Origin of the sequence: Micromonospora chalcea, from assembly GCF_002926165.1 — a bacterium.
Classification (GTDB): domain Bacteria; phylum Actinomycetota; class Actinomycetes; order Mycobacteriales; family Micromonosporaceae; genus Micromonospora; species Micromonospora chalcea.
In genome coordinates, this window is record NZ_MAGP01000122.1 from 41071 (window position 1) to 56456 (window position 15386).

The following is a 15386-nucleotide window of genomic DNA, read 5'->3' on the forward strand; positions in this document are numbered from 1 at the left end:
CGGTCGCGAACGAAAGGTCGGTGCAGTGAATCTCTACCTCGCGGCGCAGGACCCGACGCTTGCCGACTTCGGCAAGGACCCGTGGTGGCTGGTCCTCGGCAAGATCCTCTTCGCGTTCGTCGTCGCCGTGGCGGCCACGCTGCTGGGCGTCTGGTTCGAGCGCCGGGTCGTGGGCCGGATGGCGGTGCGGCCCGGCCCCAACCAGGCCGGACCGTTCGGTCTGCTCCAGACGCTCGCCGACGGCGTGAAGCTGGCCTTCAAGGAGGACATCCTCCCGCGCAAGGCCGACAAGGTGGTCTACTTCTTCGCCCCGGTGATCTCCGTGGTCTGCGCGGTCACCGCGCTGTCGGTGATCCCGTTCGGGCCGATGGTGAGCATCTTCGGGCACCGCACGCCGCTGCAGGTCACCGACGTGTCGGTGGCGGTGCTGGTGGTGCTGGCCTTCTCCTCGCTGGCCGTGTACGGCATCGTGCTCGGCGGCTGGGCCAGCGGCTCCACCTACCCGCTGCTCGGTGGTCTGCGCTCCGCCGCCCAGTTGGTGTCCTACGAGGTCACCATGGGCCTGAGCGTGGTCGCGGTCTTCATGACCGCCGGCACCATGTCGACCAGCGGGATCGTCGCCGCGCAGGGCGACGGCACCCGGCTGAGCATCGGCGGCTTCGAGGTCGCGGCCCCCGGCTGGTACGCGATCCTGCTGCTGCCCAGCTTCATCATGTTCTTCATCGCCATCGTCGGTGAGACCAACCGGGCGCCGTTCGACCTGCCCGAGGCGGAGTCGGAGCTGGTGGCCGGCTTCCAGACCGAGTACAGCTCGCTGAAGTTCGCGCTGTTCATGCTCAGCGAGTACGTCGCGATGGTCACCATGTCGGCGTTCACCGTGACGCTGTTCCTCGGCGGCTGGCACGCGCCGTGGCCGATCACGATCTGGTCGGGCGCCAACGAGGGCTGGTGGCCGATGCTGTGGTTCTTCGGCAAGGTCATCCTGCTGGTGTTCGTCTTCGTCTGGCTGCGCGGCACGCTGCCCCGGCTCCGCTACGACCAGTTCATGCGCTTCGGCTGGAAGGTGCTGCTGCCGCTGAACCTGGTCTGGATCATGGTGCTCGCCGGGCTGCGCTCGATCGAGGACTGGCAGGCCCGGGACCGGCTGCTCGTCACCGCCGTCGGCGCGGGCGTGCTGCTGCTGGTCACGCTCTTCTGGCCGAGCCGGAAGAAGGAGCTGAAGCAGTCGCCCCAGGAGCAGGCGGACAGCCGGCCGTACGGCAGCTTCCCGCTGCCGCCGATGGATCTTCAGGTTCCGCCGAGCCCGCGTACCAAGCGCGTGCTCGCCGAGCGGGAGCCGGCCAACGTGGTCGCCGGCCCGGACTCCAGGGAGGTGTGACGTGGGCGCGATCACCGGAACGTTCAAGGGCTTCGGTGTCACCTTCTCGCACATGTTCAAGAAGGTCGTCACCACCGACTACCCGTTCAAGCCGCCGGTCTCGGCGCCGCGCTACCACGGGCGGCACATCCTCAACCGGCACCCGGACGGGCTGGAGAAGTGCATCGGCTGCGAGCTGTGCGCCTGGGCCTGCCCGGCCGACGCGATCTACGTGGAGGGTGGCGACAACACCGAGGAGCAGCGCTTCTCCCCGGGTGAGCGGTACGCCAGCATCTACCAGATCAACTACGCCCGGTGCATCTTCTGCGGGCTCTGCATCGAGGCCTGCCCGACCCGTTCGCTCACCATGAGCAACGAGTACGAGCTGGCCCGGGACAACCGGCAGGACCTGATCTTCACCAAGGAGCAGCTGCTCGCGCCGCTGCTCGAAGGCATGGAGCAGCCGCCGCACCCGATGCGGCTGGGCGACAGCGAGAAGGACTACTACGTCGGCGCGCTGACCAACCCGGGCACCTCGGCCGGTGCCGAGCGCTCGCCGATGGGCCCCGGCCGGTACCAGGTGGAGGAGCACCCCGGCGTGACCTTCCCCGGCGCCGAGCAGGCCGAGCAGCGGTCCGCCGCCGCGGCGGGCAAGGGAGGCAAGGCATGACCTCGGCAACGGTGCTCGCCGCTGCGGGCCAGGTGTCCGGGGGTGAGGAGGTCACCTTCTGGATTCTCGCCCCGCTGGCCCTGCTCGGGGCGGTCGGCATGGTGTGGGCCCGCAACGCGGTGCACTCCGCGCTCTGGCTCGTGCTGACCATGCTCTGCCTGGGCGTGTTCTACGTGCTCCAGGCGGGGCCGTTCATCGGCATGGTGCAGATCATCGTCTACACCGGCGCGATCATGATGCTGTTCCTGTTCGTGCTGATGCTCGTCGGCCGGGACGCCTCCGACTCGCTCATCGAGACGCTGCGCGGCCAGCGGGTCGCCGCCGTCGTCCTCGGGCTCGGCTTCGCCGGCCTGGTGGGCAGCGGCCTGTACCGCGCGCTCGACGGCGTGCCGGCGGCCGGGCTCGACGAGGCGAACGCCGAGGGCAACGTGCAGGGCATCGCCCGGCTGCTGTTCACCAAGTACGTCTTCGCCTTCGAGCTGACCTCGGCGCTGCTGATCACCGCCGCGGTGGGCGCGATGGTGCTGGCGCACGTCGAGCGGCGCAAGGCGGACCGGATGGACCAGATCGCCACCATGAAGGCGCGGTTCCGCCCCGGCAACTACCCCGGCCCGAAGCCCGGCCCGGGTGTCTACGCCACCTCCTCCTCGGTGGCCACCCCGGCCCGCCTGCCCGACGGCCGGCTGACCGACCGCAGCATCCCGGAGATCCTGCCGGTGCGCGAGCTGACGGCCGAGGAGACCGCACCGAAGGGGACGGACAAATGACCCCGGACTACTACCTGATCCTCGCGGCGGTGCTGTTCACCATCGGCGCCGTCGGCGTGCTGGTCCGGCGCAACGCGATCGTGCTGTTCATGTGCATCGAGCTGATGCTCAACGCGGCCAACCTGACCCTGGTCACGTTCAGCCGGATCAACGGCGACCTGAACGGCCAGATCATGGCGTTCTTCGTGATGGTGGTCGCGGCGGCCGAGGTCGTGGTCGGTCTCGCGATCATCATGGCGATCTTCCGTACCCGGCGCTCGGCGAGCGTCGACGACGCCAACCTGCTGAAGTACTGAGGGGCTCGTGGTGGAACAGATTCTGACGATCGCCCAGTCTGAGCCAGCCGAGGCCGTCACCTTCGCCACGGCGGACGGGATGCTGGGCTCGGTCTGGCTGCTGGTGGCGATCCCGCTGGTCAGCGCGGCGATCCTGCTGCTGCTCGGCAAGCGGGCGGACCGCTGGGGCCACTGGCTCGGCGTGGGCGCCATCGGCGCCGCCTTCCTGCTCGGTCTCACCTACTTCTTCCAGCTTCGCGGCCTGGAGAACAAGCAGGTCGAGCTGAGCCTCTGGGACTTCATGGCGGTCGGCAACCTGAGGGTGGACTTCGGTCTGCTCTTCGACCCGCTGGCCGCGGTCTTCGTCCTGCTGATCACCGGGGTGGGTTTCCTGATCCACCTCTACGCCGTGGAGTACATGGCGCACGACGCGGGCCGGCGACTGTTCTTCGCGTACTTCAACCTGTTCGTCGCCGCGATGTTGCTGCTGGTGCTCGGCAACAACTACGTGATGCTCTACTTCGGCTGGGAGGGCGTCGGTCTGGCGTCGTACCTGCTGATCTCCTTCTGGTACGGCCGGCCGAGCGCGGCCACCGCCGGCAAGAAGGCGTTCCTGATGAACCGGGTCGGCGACGCCGGCCTGGCCATCGGCATCTTCATCATGTTCGCCATGCTCGGCACCACCCAGTACGACGAGGTGTTCAACGGGGTCGGCTCGATGACCTCGACCACCGTGCTGGTGCTCGGCCTGCTCCTGCTGCTCGGCGCGGCCGGCAAGTCCGGCCAGTTCCCGCTGCAGGCGTGGTTGCCGGACGCGATGGAGGGCCCGACCCCGGTGTCCGCGCTCATCCACGCGGCCACCATGGTCACCGCGGGCGTCTACCTGATCGCCCGCTCCAACGCGATCTTCTCGGCCAACGAGACGCTCCAGCTCGTGGTGGTCAGCGTCGGCGCGCTCACGCTGCTGATGGGCTGCATCATCGGCGCGGCCAAGGACGACATCAAGCGGGTGCTGGCCTGGTCGACGGTCAGCCAGATCGGCTACATGTTCCTCGGCGTCGGGCTCGGCGGCGGAGCGTACGCGCTGGCCATCGTGCACCTGCTGGCGCACGGCTTCTTCAAGGCCAACATGTTCCTCGGCGCCGGCTCGGTCATGCACGGCATGAACGACCAGGTGGACATCCGCCGCTTCGGCGGGCTGTCGAAGTACATGAAGGTCACCTGGCTGACGTTCATGATGGGCTGGCTCGCCATCATCGGCATGTTCCCGTTCTCCGGCTACTTCTCCAAGGAGCCGATCATCGTGGCCGCGTTCGAGCGGGAGGGCTGGACGGCCTGGCTGTTCGGCCTGGCCGCGCTGCTCGGCGCCGGGCTCACCGCGTTCTACATGACGCGGCTGTTCGTGCTCACGTTCCACGGCCCGAAGCGCTGGACCGAGGACATCGAGCACCCGCACGAGTCGCCGAAGCTGATGACGATCCCGCTGATCCTGCTGGCGATCGGCTCGGTCGGCGCGGGCTTCCTGCTCGCCACCTCCGTGCCGGACTGGCTCACCGCCACCAACGGGCTCGGCGGCGAGAGCGGGGAGCACGCGCCGGTGCTGGCGCACTGGCTGCTCACCGCGCTGTCGCTGCTGGTCACCGTGCTGGGCGCCGGGCTGGCCTGGTTCCTGTTCCGGGGCGGTACGGCCACCGAGCCGCAGCCGGCCGGCGTGGTGGTCACCGCCGCGCGCCGGAACCTCTACACGGACGCCTTCAACGAGGCGGTCTTCGAGAAGCCGGGCATCTTCCTCACCCGGGCGCTGGTGTTCCTCGACAACCGGGGCGTGGACGGGCTGGTCAACGGCCTGGCCGCCGCCGTGGGCGGGGGCTCGGGCCGGCTCCGGCGGCTGCAGACCGGCTTCGTGCGGTCGTACGCGACCTCGATCCTGACCGGCGCGCTGCTCGTGGTCGCGGCGTTCCTGGCGGTGCAGGCGGGGTGGCTGGCGTGATCGACCTCAACGCGGCCGCCCCCGCCGGCGGGCCACGCAGTCACGACGGAGGTAAGGCCGAATAATGTCCAACTTCCCGTTCCTCTCGGTGCTGACCGTGGCGCCGCTGGTCGGCGCCCTGGTGGTGGCGCTGCTGCCACGCAGCCGTCCGGACCTGGCCAAGCTGGTGGCGTTCGGCTGGTCGCTGCTGGTGCTGGTGCTCTCGGTGGTGATGTGGTTCGCCTTCTCCGCCGGTGGTGACCGGTTCCAGTTCCGCGAGTCGTACCCGTGGATCCCGAACTGGGGCGTGAACTTCACCTTCGAGGTGGACGGCATCGCGCTGGTCATGCTGATGCTGATCGCGATCCTGGTGCCGCTGGTGATCCTGGCGTCCTGGCACGACGCCGAGGCGTCGAAGCGCTCGGTGCCCGCCTACTTCGCGCTGCTGCTCGTCCTCGAGTGCACGATGATCGGCGTCTTCGCCGCCGCCGACGTCTTCCTGTTCTACGTGTTCTTCGAGGTCATGCTGGTGCCGATGTACTTCCTGATCGGCAGCTACGGCGGCCACCAGCGGCAGTACGCGGCGGTGAAGTTCTTCCTCTACTCGCTGGTCGGCGGTCTGTTCATGCTGGCCGCGGTGATCGGCCTCTGGGTGGTCGGCGGGAAGACCTTCGACTGGCAGGCGCTGAGCCAGGCGGAGTTCGCCACCGACACGGCCCGCTGGCTGTTCCTCGGCTTCTTCGTCGCCTTCGCGATCAAGGCGCCGTTCTTCCCGTTCCACACCTGGCTGCCGGACGCCGGTGGCGCGGCCCCGGCCGGCGCCGCCGCGCTGCTGGTCGGCGTGCTGGACAAGGTCGGAACGTTCGGCATCCTGCGCTACTGCCTCCCGCTGTTCCCGGAGGCGTCGCGGTGGTTCGCGCCGTGGGCGCTGGCGCTGGGTGTCATCGGCATCATCTACGCCGCGCTGCTGGCGGTCGGCCAGAACGACCTGAAGCGGCTGGTGTCGTACACCTCGATCGCGCACTTCGGGTTCATCGGCATCGGCATCTTCGCCTTCACCACCCAGGCCGGCACCGGCGCGGTGCTCTACATGCTCAACCACGGCCTGGCCACCGGCCTGCTGTTCCTGGTGGTCGGCATGCTGATCGCCCGGCGCGGCTCGGCCCTGATCAGCGACTTCGGCGGCGCGGGCAAGCTCGTGCCGGTGCTGGCCGGCGTGCTGTTCTTCGCCGGTCTGGCCTCGCTGGCGCTGCCCGGCACGGCGCCGTTCGTCTCCGAGTTCCTGGTGCTGATCGGCACGTTCACCGTCAACAAGCCGGTCGCGGTGATCGCCACGCTCGGCATCATCCTGGCGGCGGCGTACGTGCTGTGGATGGTGCAGCGCACCACGCAGGGCACGCTGAACCCGGCGCTGACCGAGGTCGAGGGCATGCGCCGGGACCTCACGCTGCGCGAGAAGGTCGTCGTCGCGCCGCTGATCGCGCTGATCGTGCTGCTCGGCTTCTACCCGAAGCCGGTCACCGATGTCATCAACCCCGCCGTCCAGGCGACCATGCAGGACGTCGGCAAGTCCGATCCCGCCCCTGAGGTCGGCAGCGTCCAGGAGGCCGCGAAGTGAGTGAACTGAAGCTGCCGTCGATCGACTACGCGGCGCTCGCTCCGATCCTGATCATGCTGGGCGCGGCCCTGGTCGGGATCCTGGTCGAGGCGTTCGTGCCGCGTCGGCTGCGCAACGCGGTGCAGCTCGGGCTCGCCCTGGTGGCGATGCTTGCGGCGATCGTGATGGTGATCCTGAACGCGGACGCCCGGCTCATCACCATCGGCGGGGCCATCGCGGTCGACGGGCCCACGCTGTTCCTCCAGGGCGCGATCCTGGTCCTGGCCGTCATGGCGCTGCTGCTCGTCGGCGAGCGCACGGTGGAGCGGGGCGGCGCGTTCGTGGCGCACGCCGCGGTCACCGCCGAGTCGGCCGAGGACCGCCGGCAGGCCGAGGGCGTCGGTGGCGCCACCGAGGTCTACCCGCTGATGTCGTTCGCGATCGCCGGCATGCTGATCTTCGTGGCGGCGAACGACCTGCTGACCATGTTCATCGCGCTCGAGGTCTTCTCGCTGCCGCTCTACCTGCTCTGCGCGCTGGCCCGCCGCCGGCGTCTGCTGAGCCAGGAGGCGGCGCTGAAGTACTTCATGCTCGGCGCGTACGCCTCGGCGTTCTTCCTGTTCGGTGTCGCCCTGATCTACGGCTTCACCTCCGGCATCCCGGGCCGTGGGGCCGGCGTGGACTTCGCCACCGTGCACGCGGCGGTCACCGACTCCTCGTCCAGCCCGGTGCTGCTCTTCGCCGGCATGGCGCTGCTCGCCATCGGCCTGCTGTTCAAGGCCGCCGCCGCGCCGTTCCACGTCTGGACGCCGGACGTCTACCAGGGCGCGCCGACTCCGGTCACCGGCTTCATGGCCGCCTGCACCAAGGTCGCCGCGTTCGGCGCGCTGCTGCGCGTCTTCCACGTGGCGTTCGCCGGGGCGTCCTGGGACTTCACCCCGGTGCTCGGCGCGATCGCGGTGCTGACCATGCTGGTCGGCGCGGTGCTCGCGGTCACCCAGACGGACATCAAGCGGCTGCTGGCGTACTCGTCCATCGCGAACGCCGGTTACCTGCTGGTCGGTGTGCTGGCGCCGAGCCGTGAAGGGCTCTCCGGCACGATGTTCTACCTGGCCGCGTACGGCTTCTCGGTGCTCGCCGCGTTCGCCGTGGTGACGCTGGTGCGCGACGCCGACGGGGAGGCCACCCACCTGTCCCGCTGGGCCGGGCTGGGCCGCCGCTCGCCCTTCTTCGCGGCGATCTTCACGTTCATCCTGCTGGCCTTCGCCGGCATCCCGCTGACCAGCGGCTTCACCAGCAAGTTCGCGGTCTTCGGCCCGGCCCTGGAGGCGAACCAGGCGTGGCTGGTGATCGCCGGTGTTCTGACCAGCATGGTGCTGGCCTTCCCGTACCTGCGGGTCGTGGTGATGATGTGGCTGTCCGAGCCGGGCGAGTCCACCCCGACGGTGACCGTGCCGGGCGCGCTCACCTCGGCGGCGCTGGTCATCGGCGTGGTGGCCACGCTGGCGCTGGGTGTGGTCCCCGGTCCGCTGCTCGACCTGACCACCGGTGCTGCCGAATTCGTCAGATGACCGACGTGATCCCACCGGGGGCCGGTACGCCGTGGCGTGCCGGCCCCCGGCCCGTATCCCCCTCGACGAGCAGGTCGAACGGGTGTGGCATGGTTGAGGACGTGGCGAATCCGGCTGGCGAGCGTTCAGGTCAGTTCGGCGCGCTCGGCCTGCACCTCGCGGACCCGCGCGTCGAAGCCTCGGTGCTGGGCGTGCTCGACCGGGTCGAGACGAGCCTGCGGGCGAGCGTGGCGAGCGCTGACCCGCTGGTGACCGAGGCGTCCCGGCACCTGGTCGAGGCCGGCGGCAAGCGGTTCCGCCCGCTGCTGGTGGCGCTGAGCGCCCAGTTCGGCGACCCGGAGGCCGCGCAGGTCGTCCCGGCCGCCGTGGTGATGGAACTCACCCACCTGGCGACGCTCTACCACGACGACGTGATGGACGAGGCCGCCGTGCGGCGGGGCGCGCCGAGCGCCAACTCCCGCTGGACCAACTCGGTGGCCATCCTGGTCGGCGACTACCTCTTCGCCCGGGCCGCGGACATCGCCGCCGAACTGGGCACGGAGGCGGTGCGCCTGCAGGCGCGCACGTTCGCTCGGCTGGTGCACGGCCAGATCGCCGAGACGGTCGGCCCGCGCGACGACGACCCGGTCGCGCACTACCTGCACGTGATCGCCGAGAAGACCGGTTCGCTGATCGCCACGTCGGCCCGCTTCGGCGGCATGTTCGGCGGCGCGTCGCCCGAGCACATCGAGGCGCTCGCCGGGTACGGCGAGATCATCGGCGTCGCGTTCCAGCTCTCCGACGACCTGCTGGACATCTCCAGCGAGTCGATCCAGTCCGGCAAGACGCCCGGCACCGACCTGCGCGAGGGCGTGCCCACCCTGCCGGTGCTCTACGCGCTGGCCTCGGACGACGCGGACGCGGCGAGCGTACGGCTGCGGGAGATCCTGGCCACCGGCCCGCTGGTGGACGACGCGCTGCACGCCGAGGCGCTCGGCCTGCTGCGGGAGTCCCCGGCGCTCAAGCGGGCCCGGGAGACGGTGCGCAGCTACGCCGAGGACGCGCGGGCCCGGCTGGCCCCGCTGCCCGAGAGCCCGGCGCGCCGCGCGCTGGAGTCCCTCTGCGACTACATCGCCGACCGCACCAGCTGACCCCCGCACCCAGGGCGAGGGCGGTCAGCCGAGCGCGGGGGCGCGGCGGAGCAGGCGGGCGCCGAGCAGCATCAGCACGGCGGCCACGAGCATGGCTGCCGCCGCCGTCAGCCACATCGCCGGGTAGCCGGCCGCGCCGGCCAGCGCGCCCAGGCCGAGCGGGCCCAGGCAACCGCCCGCGTACACGCCGGTCTGGGTGATCGAGGTGGCGGCGGCCGGGGCCTGCGGGTGCAGCCGGACCACCGCGAAGTTCATCAGCCCGGGCCAGGCCCAGCCGAGCCCGAAGCCGAGCACCACGCCCGCGACCAGCGGCGCGGAGCCGGCCACCGCGAGCAGGATCAGGCCGACCGACCCGGTCAGCAGCATCCCGGCGATCAGCCCGACGTGCCCGTCGGCCCGCCGGTCGGCGAGCCAGCCGACGCCCACCCGGGCCAGCACGCACACCGCGCTGCCGAGCGTGAGCGTCAGGCCGGCCAGGCCGGGGGAGAGACCCCGCGTCGCCGCCGAGTCGACCAGGAACGTGCCCAGCGCGTTCGCCGCGGCCGCCGCCAGCGTCGCGGCCAGCCCGATCACCACGAGCGGGGCGGTGCCGCCGTAGCGGCCCCCTGAGGCGGCCCGGGCGTGCCGGTCCCGTCCGGTCCGGGGTACGGCCGGCAGCGCGGCCAGCGCCGCCCCGGCGGCGACCACGAAGGCCCAGCGCCAGCCGGCGGTGAGCGCGACGGTGGGGACCGCCACGCCGGCCAGCAGCGTCGCGACCGGGATGGCGGCCTGCTTCACGCCGAACGAGAGCCCCTGCCGGTGGGCGGGCACGTGCTCGGCGAGCGCGGCGTTGCTGGCGAGCTGTCCGAGGGCGTTGGCGGCGGCACTGAGCGCCAGCAGCGTCACCAGCATCGGGTACGACCGGGCCAGCCCGGCCACGGCCAGCAGGGAGGCGGCGGAGAGCAGGATGCCGGCGCGGGCGACGGTGGCCGGGCCGTACCGCTCGACCAGGGCCCCGGAGGGCACCGAGGCGAGCGCGCTCACGCCGAAGTAGATCGAGACGGCCAGGCCCAGGCCGGCCGGGCTGAACCGGAGTTCGTCGCCGAGCTGCACGGCGAGCCCGCCGACGAGGAAGACGGGCAGGACGCACACGATCGTGGTCACGGTGGCGCCGACGCCCGCCCGGACCGCCCGCCGGGCCGACGCGGGCGCGTCTTGCGAAACTGTTTCAGTCATTGCGAGCACACCCTACGCCCGCACGTTTTGGCTGCTCATCGTGTCCGTCGACCTACCGTCTGTGTCCGGTGATCTGGCATCCTCCATCCGAACAGGCATTTCGCACTCGGCCGGTTTTTCATATGGTGTAAGTCCCCGGCGGCGGAGGTGGTTGTGCGCGACCCCTTGGCGGAACCCTCGGACCTGATCCGCAGCGTGTCCCGCGCGCTTCGAGTGCTCGAGTCGGTCGGCCGTGCGCCGAGAGGGCTCACCGTGAAGCAGATCGCCCGGCGTTGCGAGTTGACAGTCGCCACCACCTACCACCTTGTGCGCACGCTCGCGTACGAGGGCTACGTGATCCGGCGCGAGGACGGGACGTACATCGTGGGGTTGGAGGTCGCCGACCGCTACCGCGAGCTGGTCACCGCGTTCCGCGGGCCGCCCGCGGTCGGCGAGGCGCTGCGCCGCGCGGCGTCGGACACCGGCTGGAGCCACTACCTCGGCCGTTTCATCGGCGGGCAGGTGGCGGTGACCGCCTCCGCCGAAGGACCGCGCTCGCCCTTCCTGGAAGACCTGGTGCCGGGCTTCGACGAGGGCGCCCACGCCACCGCGCTCGGCAAGAGCCTGCTCGCCACGCTCACCACCGAACAGCGCTTCCGCTACCTGCGCGAGTACGGCATGCGCCCGTTCACCACCGCCACCCTCACCACCGTGGAGGCGTTCGAGGCCGACCTGGCCGCCGGTGACCGGCGCGGCATGCAACTGGAACTCGGGCAGTTCCGGCAGGGCGTGGCGTGCGCGGCGGTGCTCGTCGCCCCGGACAAGGACATCGAGCGCCGGGTGGTGCTGGCGTGCGCGCTGCCGGCCGGCGAGATGATGACCTCGGCCCGGGTGGTCCGCGCGAAGCTGCTCACCGCCGCCAGGTCGATCGCCGACGGCATCGCCTCCGAGAACTGACGAAGGGCCGCCGACCTGGTGGGTCGACGGCCCCTCGCGGAGCGGACCAGCGCCGGACCGCTCCCGGGGTGGGTCAGCTGCCGACCGGGCCGCCGTCGAGGCGCCAGGCGACCACCACGCCGGGCTTGGCGAAGTCGCCGTCCGGCCAGGTGGAGGCCGGGTTCTCCACCGACGCGCCGGTCACCTCGCCCGGGTGCTGCACCGCCACGAAGACCGAGCGGTTGTCACCGGTGATGAACGGGCCGCAGGTCTCCGCGCCGAGCGGCACGGTGAGGAACTGCTTCAGGTGACCTCGCTCCGGGCCCTCCACGGCGGTGGCGAACAGGCCGTCGTTGCTGCCCAGCGCGTTGCCGTCGGTCGAGATCCACAGGTTGCCGGTGGCGTCGAAGGCGACGTTGTCCGGGCAGGAGATCGGCGAGACCCTGGTCTTGTCGTACCCGGCGAAGTACGTCGAGGCGTCGGCCGGGTCGCCGCAGACGATCGGCAGCGACCAGGCGAAGGTCTCGGCCGTGTTGTCGCCGCGGTCCTCGACCAGCTCCAGGATCTGCCCGTGCCGGTTGCTGTTGCGCGGGTTCGCCTCGTCAGCCGGGGCCTTGCCCGCCTTGCCGCGGTCGCTGTTGTTCGTCAGCGCCACGTACACCTTGCCGGTGAGCAGGCTCGGCTCGACGTCCTCGGGGCGGTCCATCTTCGTCGCGCCGACCTTGTCCCCGGCCAGCCGGGTGAACGTGAGCACGTCGGCGGCGGTCATGCCGTCGACGTACGAGCGGTTGCCGCTGACCAGCTTGATCCAGCGGCCCCGGCCGCCGAAGCCGCCGTCGGCCGGGAGCTTGCCGGAACCGTCGATCTCGGCCGCCGGGCTGTCCCCCTCGATCCTGGCGACGTAGAGCGTGCCCGACTCCAGCAGCGTCAGGTTGTGCCGCCGGGCCACCGAGGACTTGCCCGGCATGAACTTCTTGTCCGACACGAACTTGTAGAGGTAGTCGAAGCGCTCGTCGTCGCCCATGTACGCGACCACGCGGCCGTCGCGCGCCACGATGACGTTCGCGCCCTCGTGCTTGAACCGGCCCAGCGCGGTGTGCTTGCGCGGCTTGGACTGCGGGTCGAACGGGTCGATCTCGACGACCCAGCCGAACCGGTTCGCCTCGTTGGGGTGCCGGGCCAGGTCGAAGCGCTCGTCCGCCCGGTCCCACTTGCGGCTGCCGCTCGGGTAGCGCACGTCGGTCGGGATGCCGTAGCGGGTCAGCTTCGCCTTCTGCTCCTCGGCCACCGCGTCGCCGCCGACGAAGTACTGGTTGAAGTTCTCCTCGCCGGAGAGCACAGTGCCCCACGGGGTGACGCCGCCGGCGCAGTTGTTGAGCGTGCCGACGACGGTCCGGCCCTTCGGGTCGGCGGCGGTACGCAGCCACGCCGACCCGGCCGCCGGGCCGGTCATCTCGAACTTCGTCGCCAGCGCCGTGACCCGGCGGTTGTACTCGCGCCGACCGCGCCGTACCGGCTGCCACTGCCCGGTGTTCTCCACCCGCTCCAACTCGACCACTGACATGCCGTGCGCGGCCATCGCCACCCGCACCTGCTCCACGGTCAGCGCGTCCTGGCTGGTGAAGCCGGGGAACATGAGGTCCTCGTTTGTGTACTCGTGGTTCACCACGAGCAGCGCGCGCCGACGGTCGATCGGCAGCACGCCGACGAAGTCGTTGTTGTAGCCGAACTGCTTGGACTGGGCGGCGGCGGTCTGCCGGCCCAGGTTGAACGCGGGCGCGCCGGGCACGACCTCGTCACCCCAGCGGATCACCACCGAGTGGTCGTACCCGTTCGGCACCACGAGCGTGTCGAGCTTGTTCGGCGGGATCGGCTTGAACGTCAGTGCGCCGCTGCCGGGACGCCCCGGGCCGGTGGCGGCCACCCCGCCCTCGCCGGGCACCGGCGGAGCGGCGGGGGCGGCGGCCGCCGGGGACCCGGCCAGCGCGCCCGCCGCGGCGCCGCCGAAGCCGAGCACCAGCGCGCCGACCGCGCCGGCCCGGACCACGCCGCGCCGGGAGATCTCGGTGTCGACCACGTCCCCGAAGTACGGGTTGTCGGTCGGGTTGGGCACCGGGTGGTCGCAGGCGTTGCCGCACCGGTACAGACAGGTCATCGCGTCGCGGCTGCCGTGGCGGGTGCCACCGAGCAGCGGAAGCAGGCGAGGCCGGTCGCTCATGAGGTGGAGCCTCCAGATCGGACGAGGGGGAAGGCGCACGGGCGAGGGAGCCCGCGCTCACCCGCCGGACGCTGCCAGGGCGCCGTGAGCGGCGGTCGGCCCGCAGCTGAACCGGACGTGAACAGCTCCGTCGTGACCTGCGGCTGAACCGTTCGGCGACACGGCACGTATGGAAGGGCGTACACATCGCCGGTCTCCCCGCCGCCGGAAGCGAGGTACCGCCATCAGCGACCACGACGCCCAACTGCTGCGCGCGCTGCACGACGAGCATGCCGACGCGCTGTACGCGCACGCCCTGCGGCTGGTCAACGGCGATCGGCCCCGCGCCGAGGACCTGGTGCAGGAGACGCTGCTGCGCGCCTGGCGGCACCCCGAGTCGCTGGACCCGCGACGCGGCTCGGTGCGCGCCTGGCTGTTCACCACGGCGCGGAACCTGGCCATCGACGCCTGGCGGCGGCGCTCGGCCCGGGTCGGCGAGGTGTACACGGACGAACTGCCGGAGACCGCCGAGACGGTCGACGAGACGGAGCGCGCGGTGGAGGCGTGGACCGTGGCCGAGGCGCTCAACCGGCTCAGCCCGACCCATCGGGAAGTGCTCGTCGAGTGCTTCTACCAGGGGCGTTCGGTGGCGGAGGCGGCGGCGCGGCTGGGCGTACCGCCCGGCACGGTGAAGTCGCGTACCCACTACGCGCTGCGCTCACTACGGTTGGCGCTGGCCGAGATGGGGGTGACCGGATGACACGCTGCGAGTTCGCGCACGACGACGGGGCGTACGTGCTTGGTGCCCTCGCCCCGGCGGACCGGGTCGCCTACGAGCGGCACCTGGCCGGCTGCGCCCAGTGCCGGGAGGCGGTGGCCGAGATCGCCGTGCTGCCCGGCCTGCTGGGCCGGCTCGACCCGGCCGGCCTGGAGCAGTTCCTGGAGGTCGGGCCGGAGACGTCGCGGGTGCCCGCGCTGCTCGACGCCGCGCGGGAGCGCAAGCGCCGCGAGCGGTCCCGCTCCCGCCGCCGGTACGCGCTGACCGCGCTCGCCGCCGCCGCGCTCGCGGTGCTGGCCGGCGTCGGGGTGGCGCTGGTCCAGCCGCCGGCCGAGCCGTCCACGCCGCAGGTGGCGTTGACCTCCATGCGGCCGGTGGCCGGGACGGTGCCGGTGCACGCCGAGGTGGGGCTGACCGAGACGCCGTGGGGCACCGAGGTCACCATGCACTGCGGCTACGACAGGCGGGCCGGGCACCGGGAGGCGTACACGTTCCGGCTGGTGGCGCACGGCCCGGACGGCGCGACGGAGCAGATCGGCTCCTGGCTCGCCGCCCCCGGCGATGACCTGCGGTTCTCCGGGGTAACCCGGTTCACCAAGGGTGAACTGGTCCGCCTGGAACTCCTCCGAGGCGCCAATTCCCCCGTCCTGGCTTACGACTTCCGCTGACCGCCGTCCCCCTCCCCGTTGATCTTGCAGTTGCGGCCCTCGGCGCGGGTGATTGGTCCCTTTCGCCGTGGCGGTAAGTGCAAGATCAACGGGGAGGGGGACGGCGGTCAGCGGAAGTCGTAAGCCAGGACGGGGGAATTGGCGGCTCGGAGGAGTTCCAGGCAGACCAGTTCACCCTTGGTGAACCGGGTTACCCCGGAGAACCGCAGGTCGTCGCCGGGGGCGGCGAGCCAGGAGCCGATCTGCTCCGTCGCGCCGTCCGGGCCGTGCGCCACCA

13 protein-coding genes and 1 pseudogene are annotated in these 15386 nt (G+C 71.4%); 11 read left to right on the forward strand and 3 right to left on the reverse strand.

Features of this window, described 5'->3' with window-relative positions; translation table 11 throughout:
• Positions 1-25 precede the first annotated feature (25 nt).
• The 8 genes from nuoH (at position 26) to BAW75_RS19405 (ending at position 9336) form a co-directional block, all read left to right on the forward strand.
• A complete protein-coding gene (gene nuoH / locus BAW75_RS19370; protein WP_104114450.1) occupies positions 26-1378 on the forward strand; it encodes an NADH-quinone oxidoreductase subunit NuoH in 1353 nt (450 codons plus the stop codon).
• 1 nt (position 1379) lies between these two features.
• Complete coding sequence (nuoI, locus tag BAW75_RS19375; protein WP_030500778.1) at positions 1380-2027, forward strand: NADH-quinone oxidoreductase subunit NuoI; 648 nt, start codon at positions 1380-1382, stop codon at positions 2025-2027.
• Positions 2024-2794 carry an NADH-quinone oxidoreductase subunit J gene (locus BAW75_RS19380; RefSeq protein ID WP_043327303.1) on the forward strand — a complete coding sequence of 257 codons (771 nt, stop codon included), beginning with the start codon at positions 2024-2026 and terminating at the stop codon, positions 2792-2794. Before nuoI ends, BAW75_RS19380 begins: the two co-directional genes overlap by 4 nt.
• Positions 2791-3090 carry an NADH-quinone oxidoreductase subunit NuoK gene (gene nuoK / locus BAW75_RS19385; RefSeq protein WP_013283611.1) on the forward strand — a complete coding sequence of 100 codons (300 nt, stop codon included), beginning with the start codon at positions 2791-2793 and terminating at the stop codon, positions 3088-3090. The genes BAW75_RS19380 and nuoK overlap by 4 nt, the downstream gene beginning before the upstream one ends.
• Before the next feature lie 7 nt (positions 3091-3097).
• Positions 3098-5059 carry an NADH-quinone oxidoreductase subunit L gene (gene nuoL, locus BAW75_RS19390; protein WP_043327301.1) on the forward strand — a complete coding sequence of 654 codons (1962 nt, stop codon included), beginning with the start codon at positions 3098-3100 and terminating at the stop codon, positions 5057-5059.
• Positions 5060-5123: 64 nt separating this feature from the next.
• Entirely contained in the window at positions 5124-6656 is a 1533-nt protein-coding gene (locus BAW75_RS19395; protein WP_030500781.1) for an NADH-quinone oxidoreductase subunit M, read from the forward strand.
• Entirely contained in the window at positions 6653-8206 is a 1554-nt protein-coding gene (gene nuoN / locus BAW75_RS19400; protein ID WP_043327299.1) for an NADH-quinone oxidoreductase subunit NuoN, read from the forward strand. The genes BAW75_RS19395 and nuoN overlap by 4 nt, the downstream gene beginning before the upstream one ends.
• An 89-nt stretch (positions 8207-8295) precedes the next feature.
• Positions 8296-9336, forward strand: a complete 1041-nt coding sequence (locus BAW75_RS19405; RefSeq protein WP_043327297.1) for a polyprenyl synthetase family protein — start codon at positions 8296-8298, stop codon at positions 9334-9336.
• Between the two features lie 24 nt (positions 9337-9360).
• Here the strand turns inward: BAW75_RS19405 and BAW75_RS19410 are convergent, their stop codons facing one another.
• A complete protein-coding gene (locus BAW75_RS19410) occupies positions 9361-10551 on the reverse strand; it encodes an MFS transporter (protein WP_104114451.1) in 1191 nt (396 codons plus the stop codon).
• Between the two features lie 153 nt (positions 10552-10704).
• Between BAW75_RS19410 and BAW75_RS19415 the strand changes: the two genes are divergently transcribed.
• Positions 10705-11487, forward strand: a complete 783-nt coding sequence (locus tag BAW75_RS19415; protein ID WP_030503712.1) for an IclR family transcriptional regulator — start codon at positions 10705-10707, stop codon at positions 11485-11487.
• 73 nt (positions 11488-11560) lie between these two features.
• Here the strand turns inward: BAW75_RS19415 and BAW75_RS19420 are convergent, their stop codons facing one another.
• Entirely contained in the window at positions 11561-13684 is a 2124-nt protein-coding gene (locus BAW75_RS19420; RefSeq protein ID WP_104114452.1) for a PhoX family protein, read from the reverse strand.
• Between the two features lie 169 nt (positions 13685-13853).
• On the opposite strand from BAW75_RS19420, the gene BAW75_RS19425 reads away from it, so the two are divergent.
• Both BAW75_RS19425 and BAW75_RS19430 read left to right on the forward strand, forming a co-directional pair.
• Positions 13854-14423 (forward strand): sigma-70 family RNA polymerase sigma factor, encoded by a 570-nt coding sequence (locus BAW75_RS19425; protein WP_036343884.1) that lies wholly within the window; start codon positions 13854-13856, stop codon positions 14421-14423.
• The gene (locus BAW75_RS19430; protein ID WP_043327293.1) at positions 14420-15109 is read left to right on the forward strand and encodes an anti-sigma factor family protein; all 690 of its coding nucleotides are present in this window, start codon (positions 14420-14422) and stop codon (positions 15107-15109) included. The genes BAW75_RS19425 and BAW75_RS19430 overlap by 4 nt, the downstream gene beginning before the upstream one ends.
• A gap of 107 nt (positions 15110-15216) precedes the next feature.
• On the opposite strand, the pseudogene BAW75_RS32965 reads toward BAW75_RS19430, so the two are convergent.
• Positions 15217-15386, reverse strand: a pseudogene (locus BAW75_RS32965) (anti-sigma factor family protein); the annotation flags it as partial.

Bases quoted from the DNA above. Each gene is read 5' to 3' on its own strand.
- BAW75_RS19380 (WP_043327303.1), top strand. From the start codon at position 2,024: ATGACCTCGGCAACGGTGCTCGCCGCTGCGGGCCAGGTGTCCGGGGGT.
- nuoK (WP_013283611.1), top strand. From the start codon at position 2,791: ATGACCCCGGACTACTACCTGATCCTCGCGGCGGTGCTGTTCACCATC.
- BAW75_RS19395 (WP_030500781.1), top strand. From the start codon at position 5,124: ATGTCCAACTTCCCGTTCCTCTCGGTGCTGACCGTGGCGCCGCTGGTC.
- BAW75_RS19405 (WP_043327297.1), top strand. From the start codon at position 8,296: ATGGTTGAGGACGTGGCGAATCCGGCTGGCGAGCGTTCAGGTCAGTTC.
- BAW75_RS19410 (WP_104114451.1), bottom strand. From the start codon at position 10,551: ATGACTGAAACAGTTTCGCAAGACGCGCCCGCGTCGGCCCGGCGGGCG.
- BAW75_RS19420 (WP_104114452.1), bottom strand. From the start codon at position 13,684: ATGAGCGACCGGCCTCGCCTGCTTCCGCTGCTCGGTGGCACCCGCCAC.
- BAW75_RS19425 (WP_036343884.1), top strand. From the start codon at position 13,854: ATGGAAGGGCGTACACATCGCCGGTCTCCCCGCCGCCGGAAGCGAGGT.
- BAW75_RS19430 (WP_043327293.1), top strand. From the start codon at position 14,420: ATGACACGCTGCGAGTTCGCGCACGACGACGGGGCGTACGTGCTTGGT.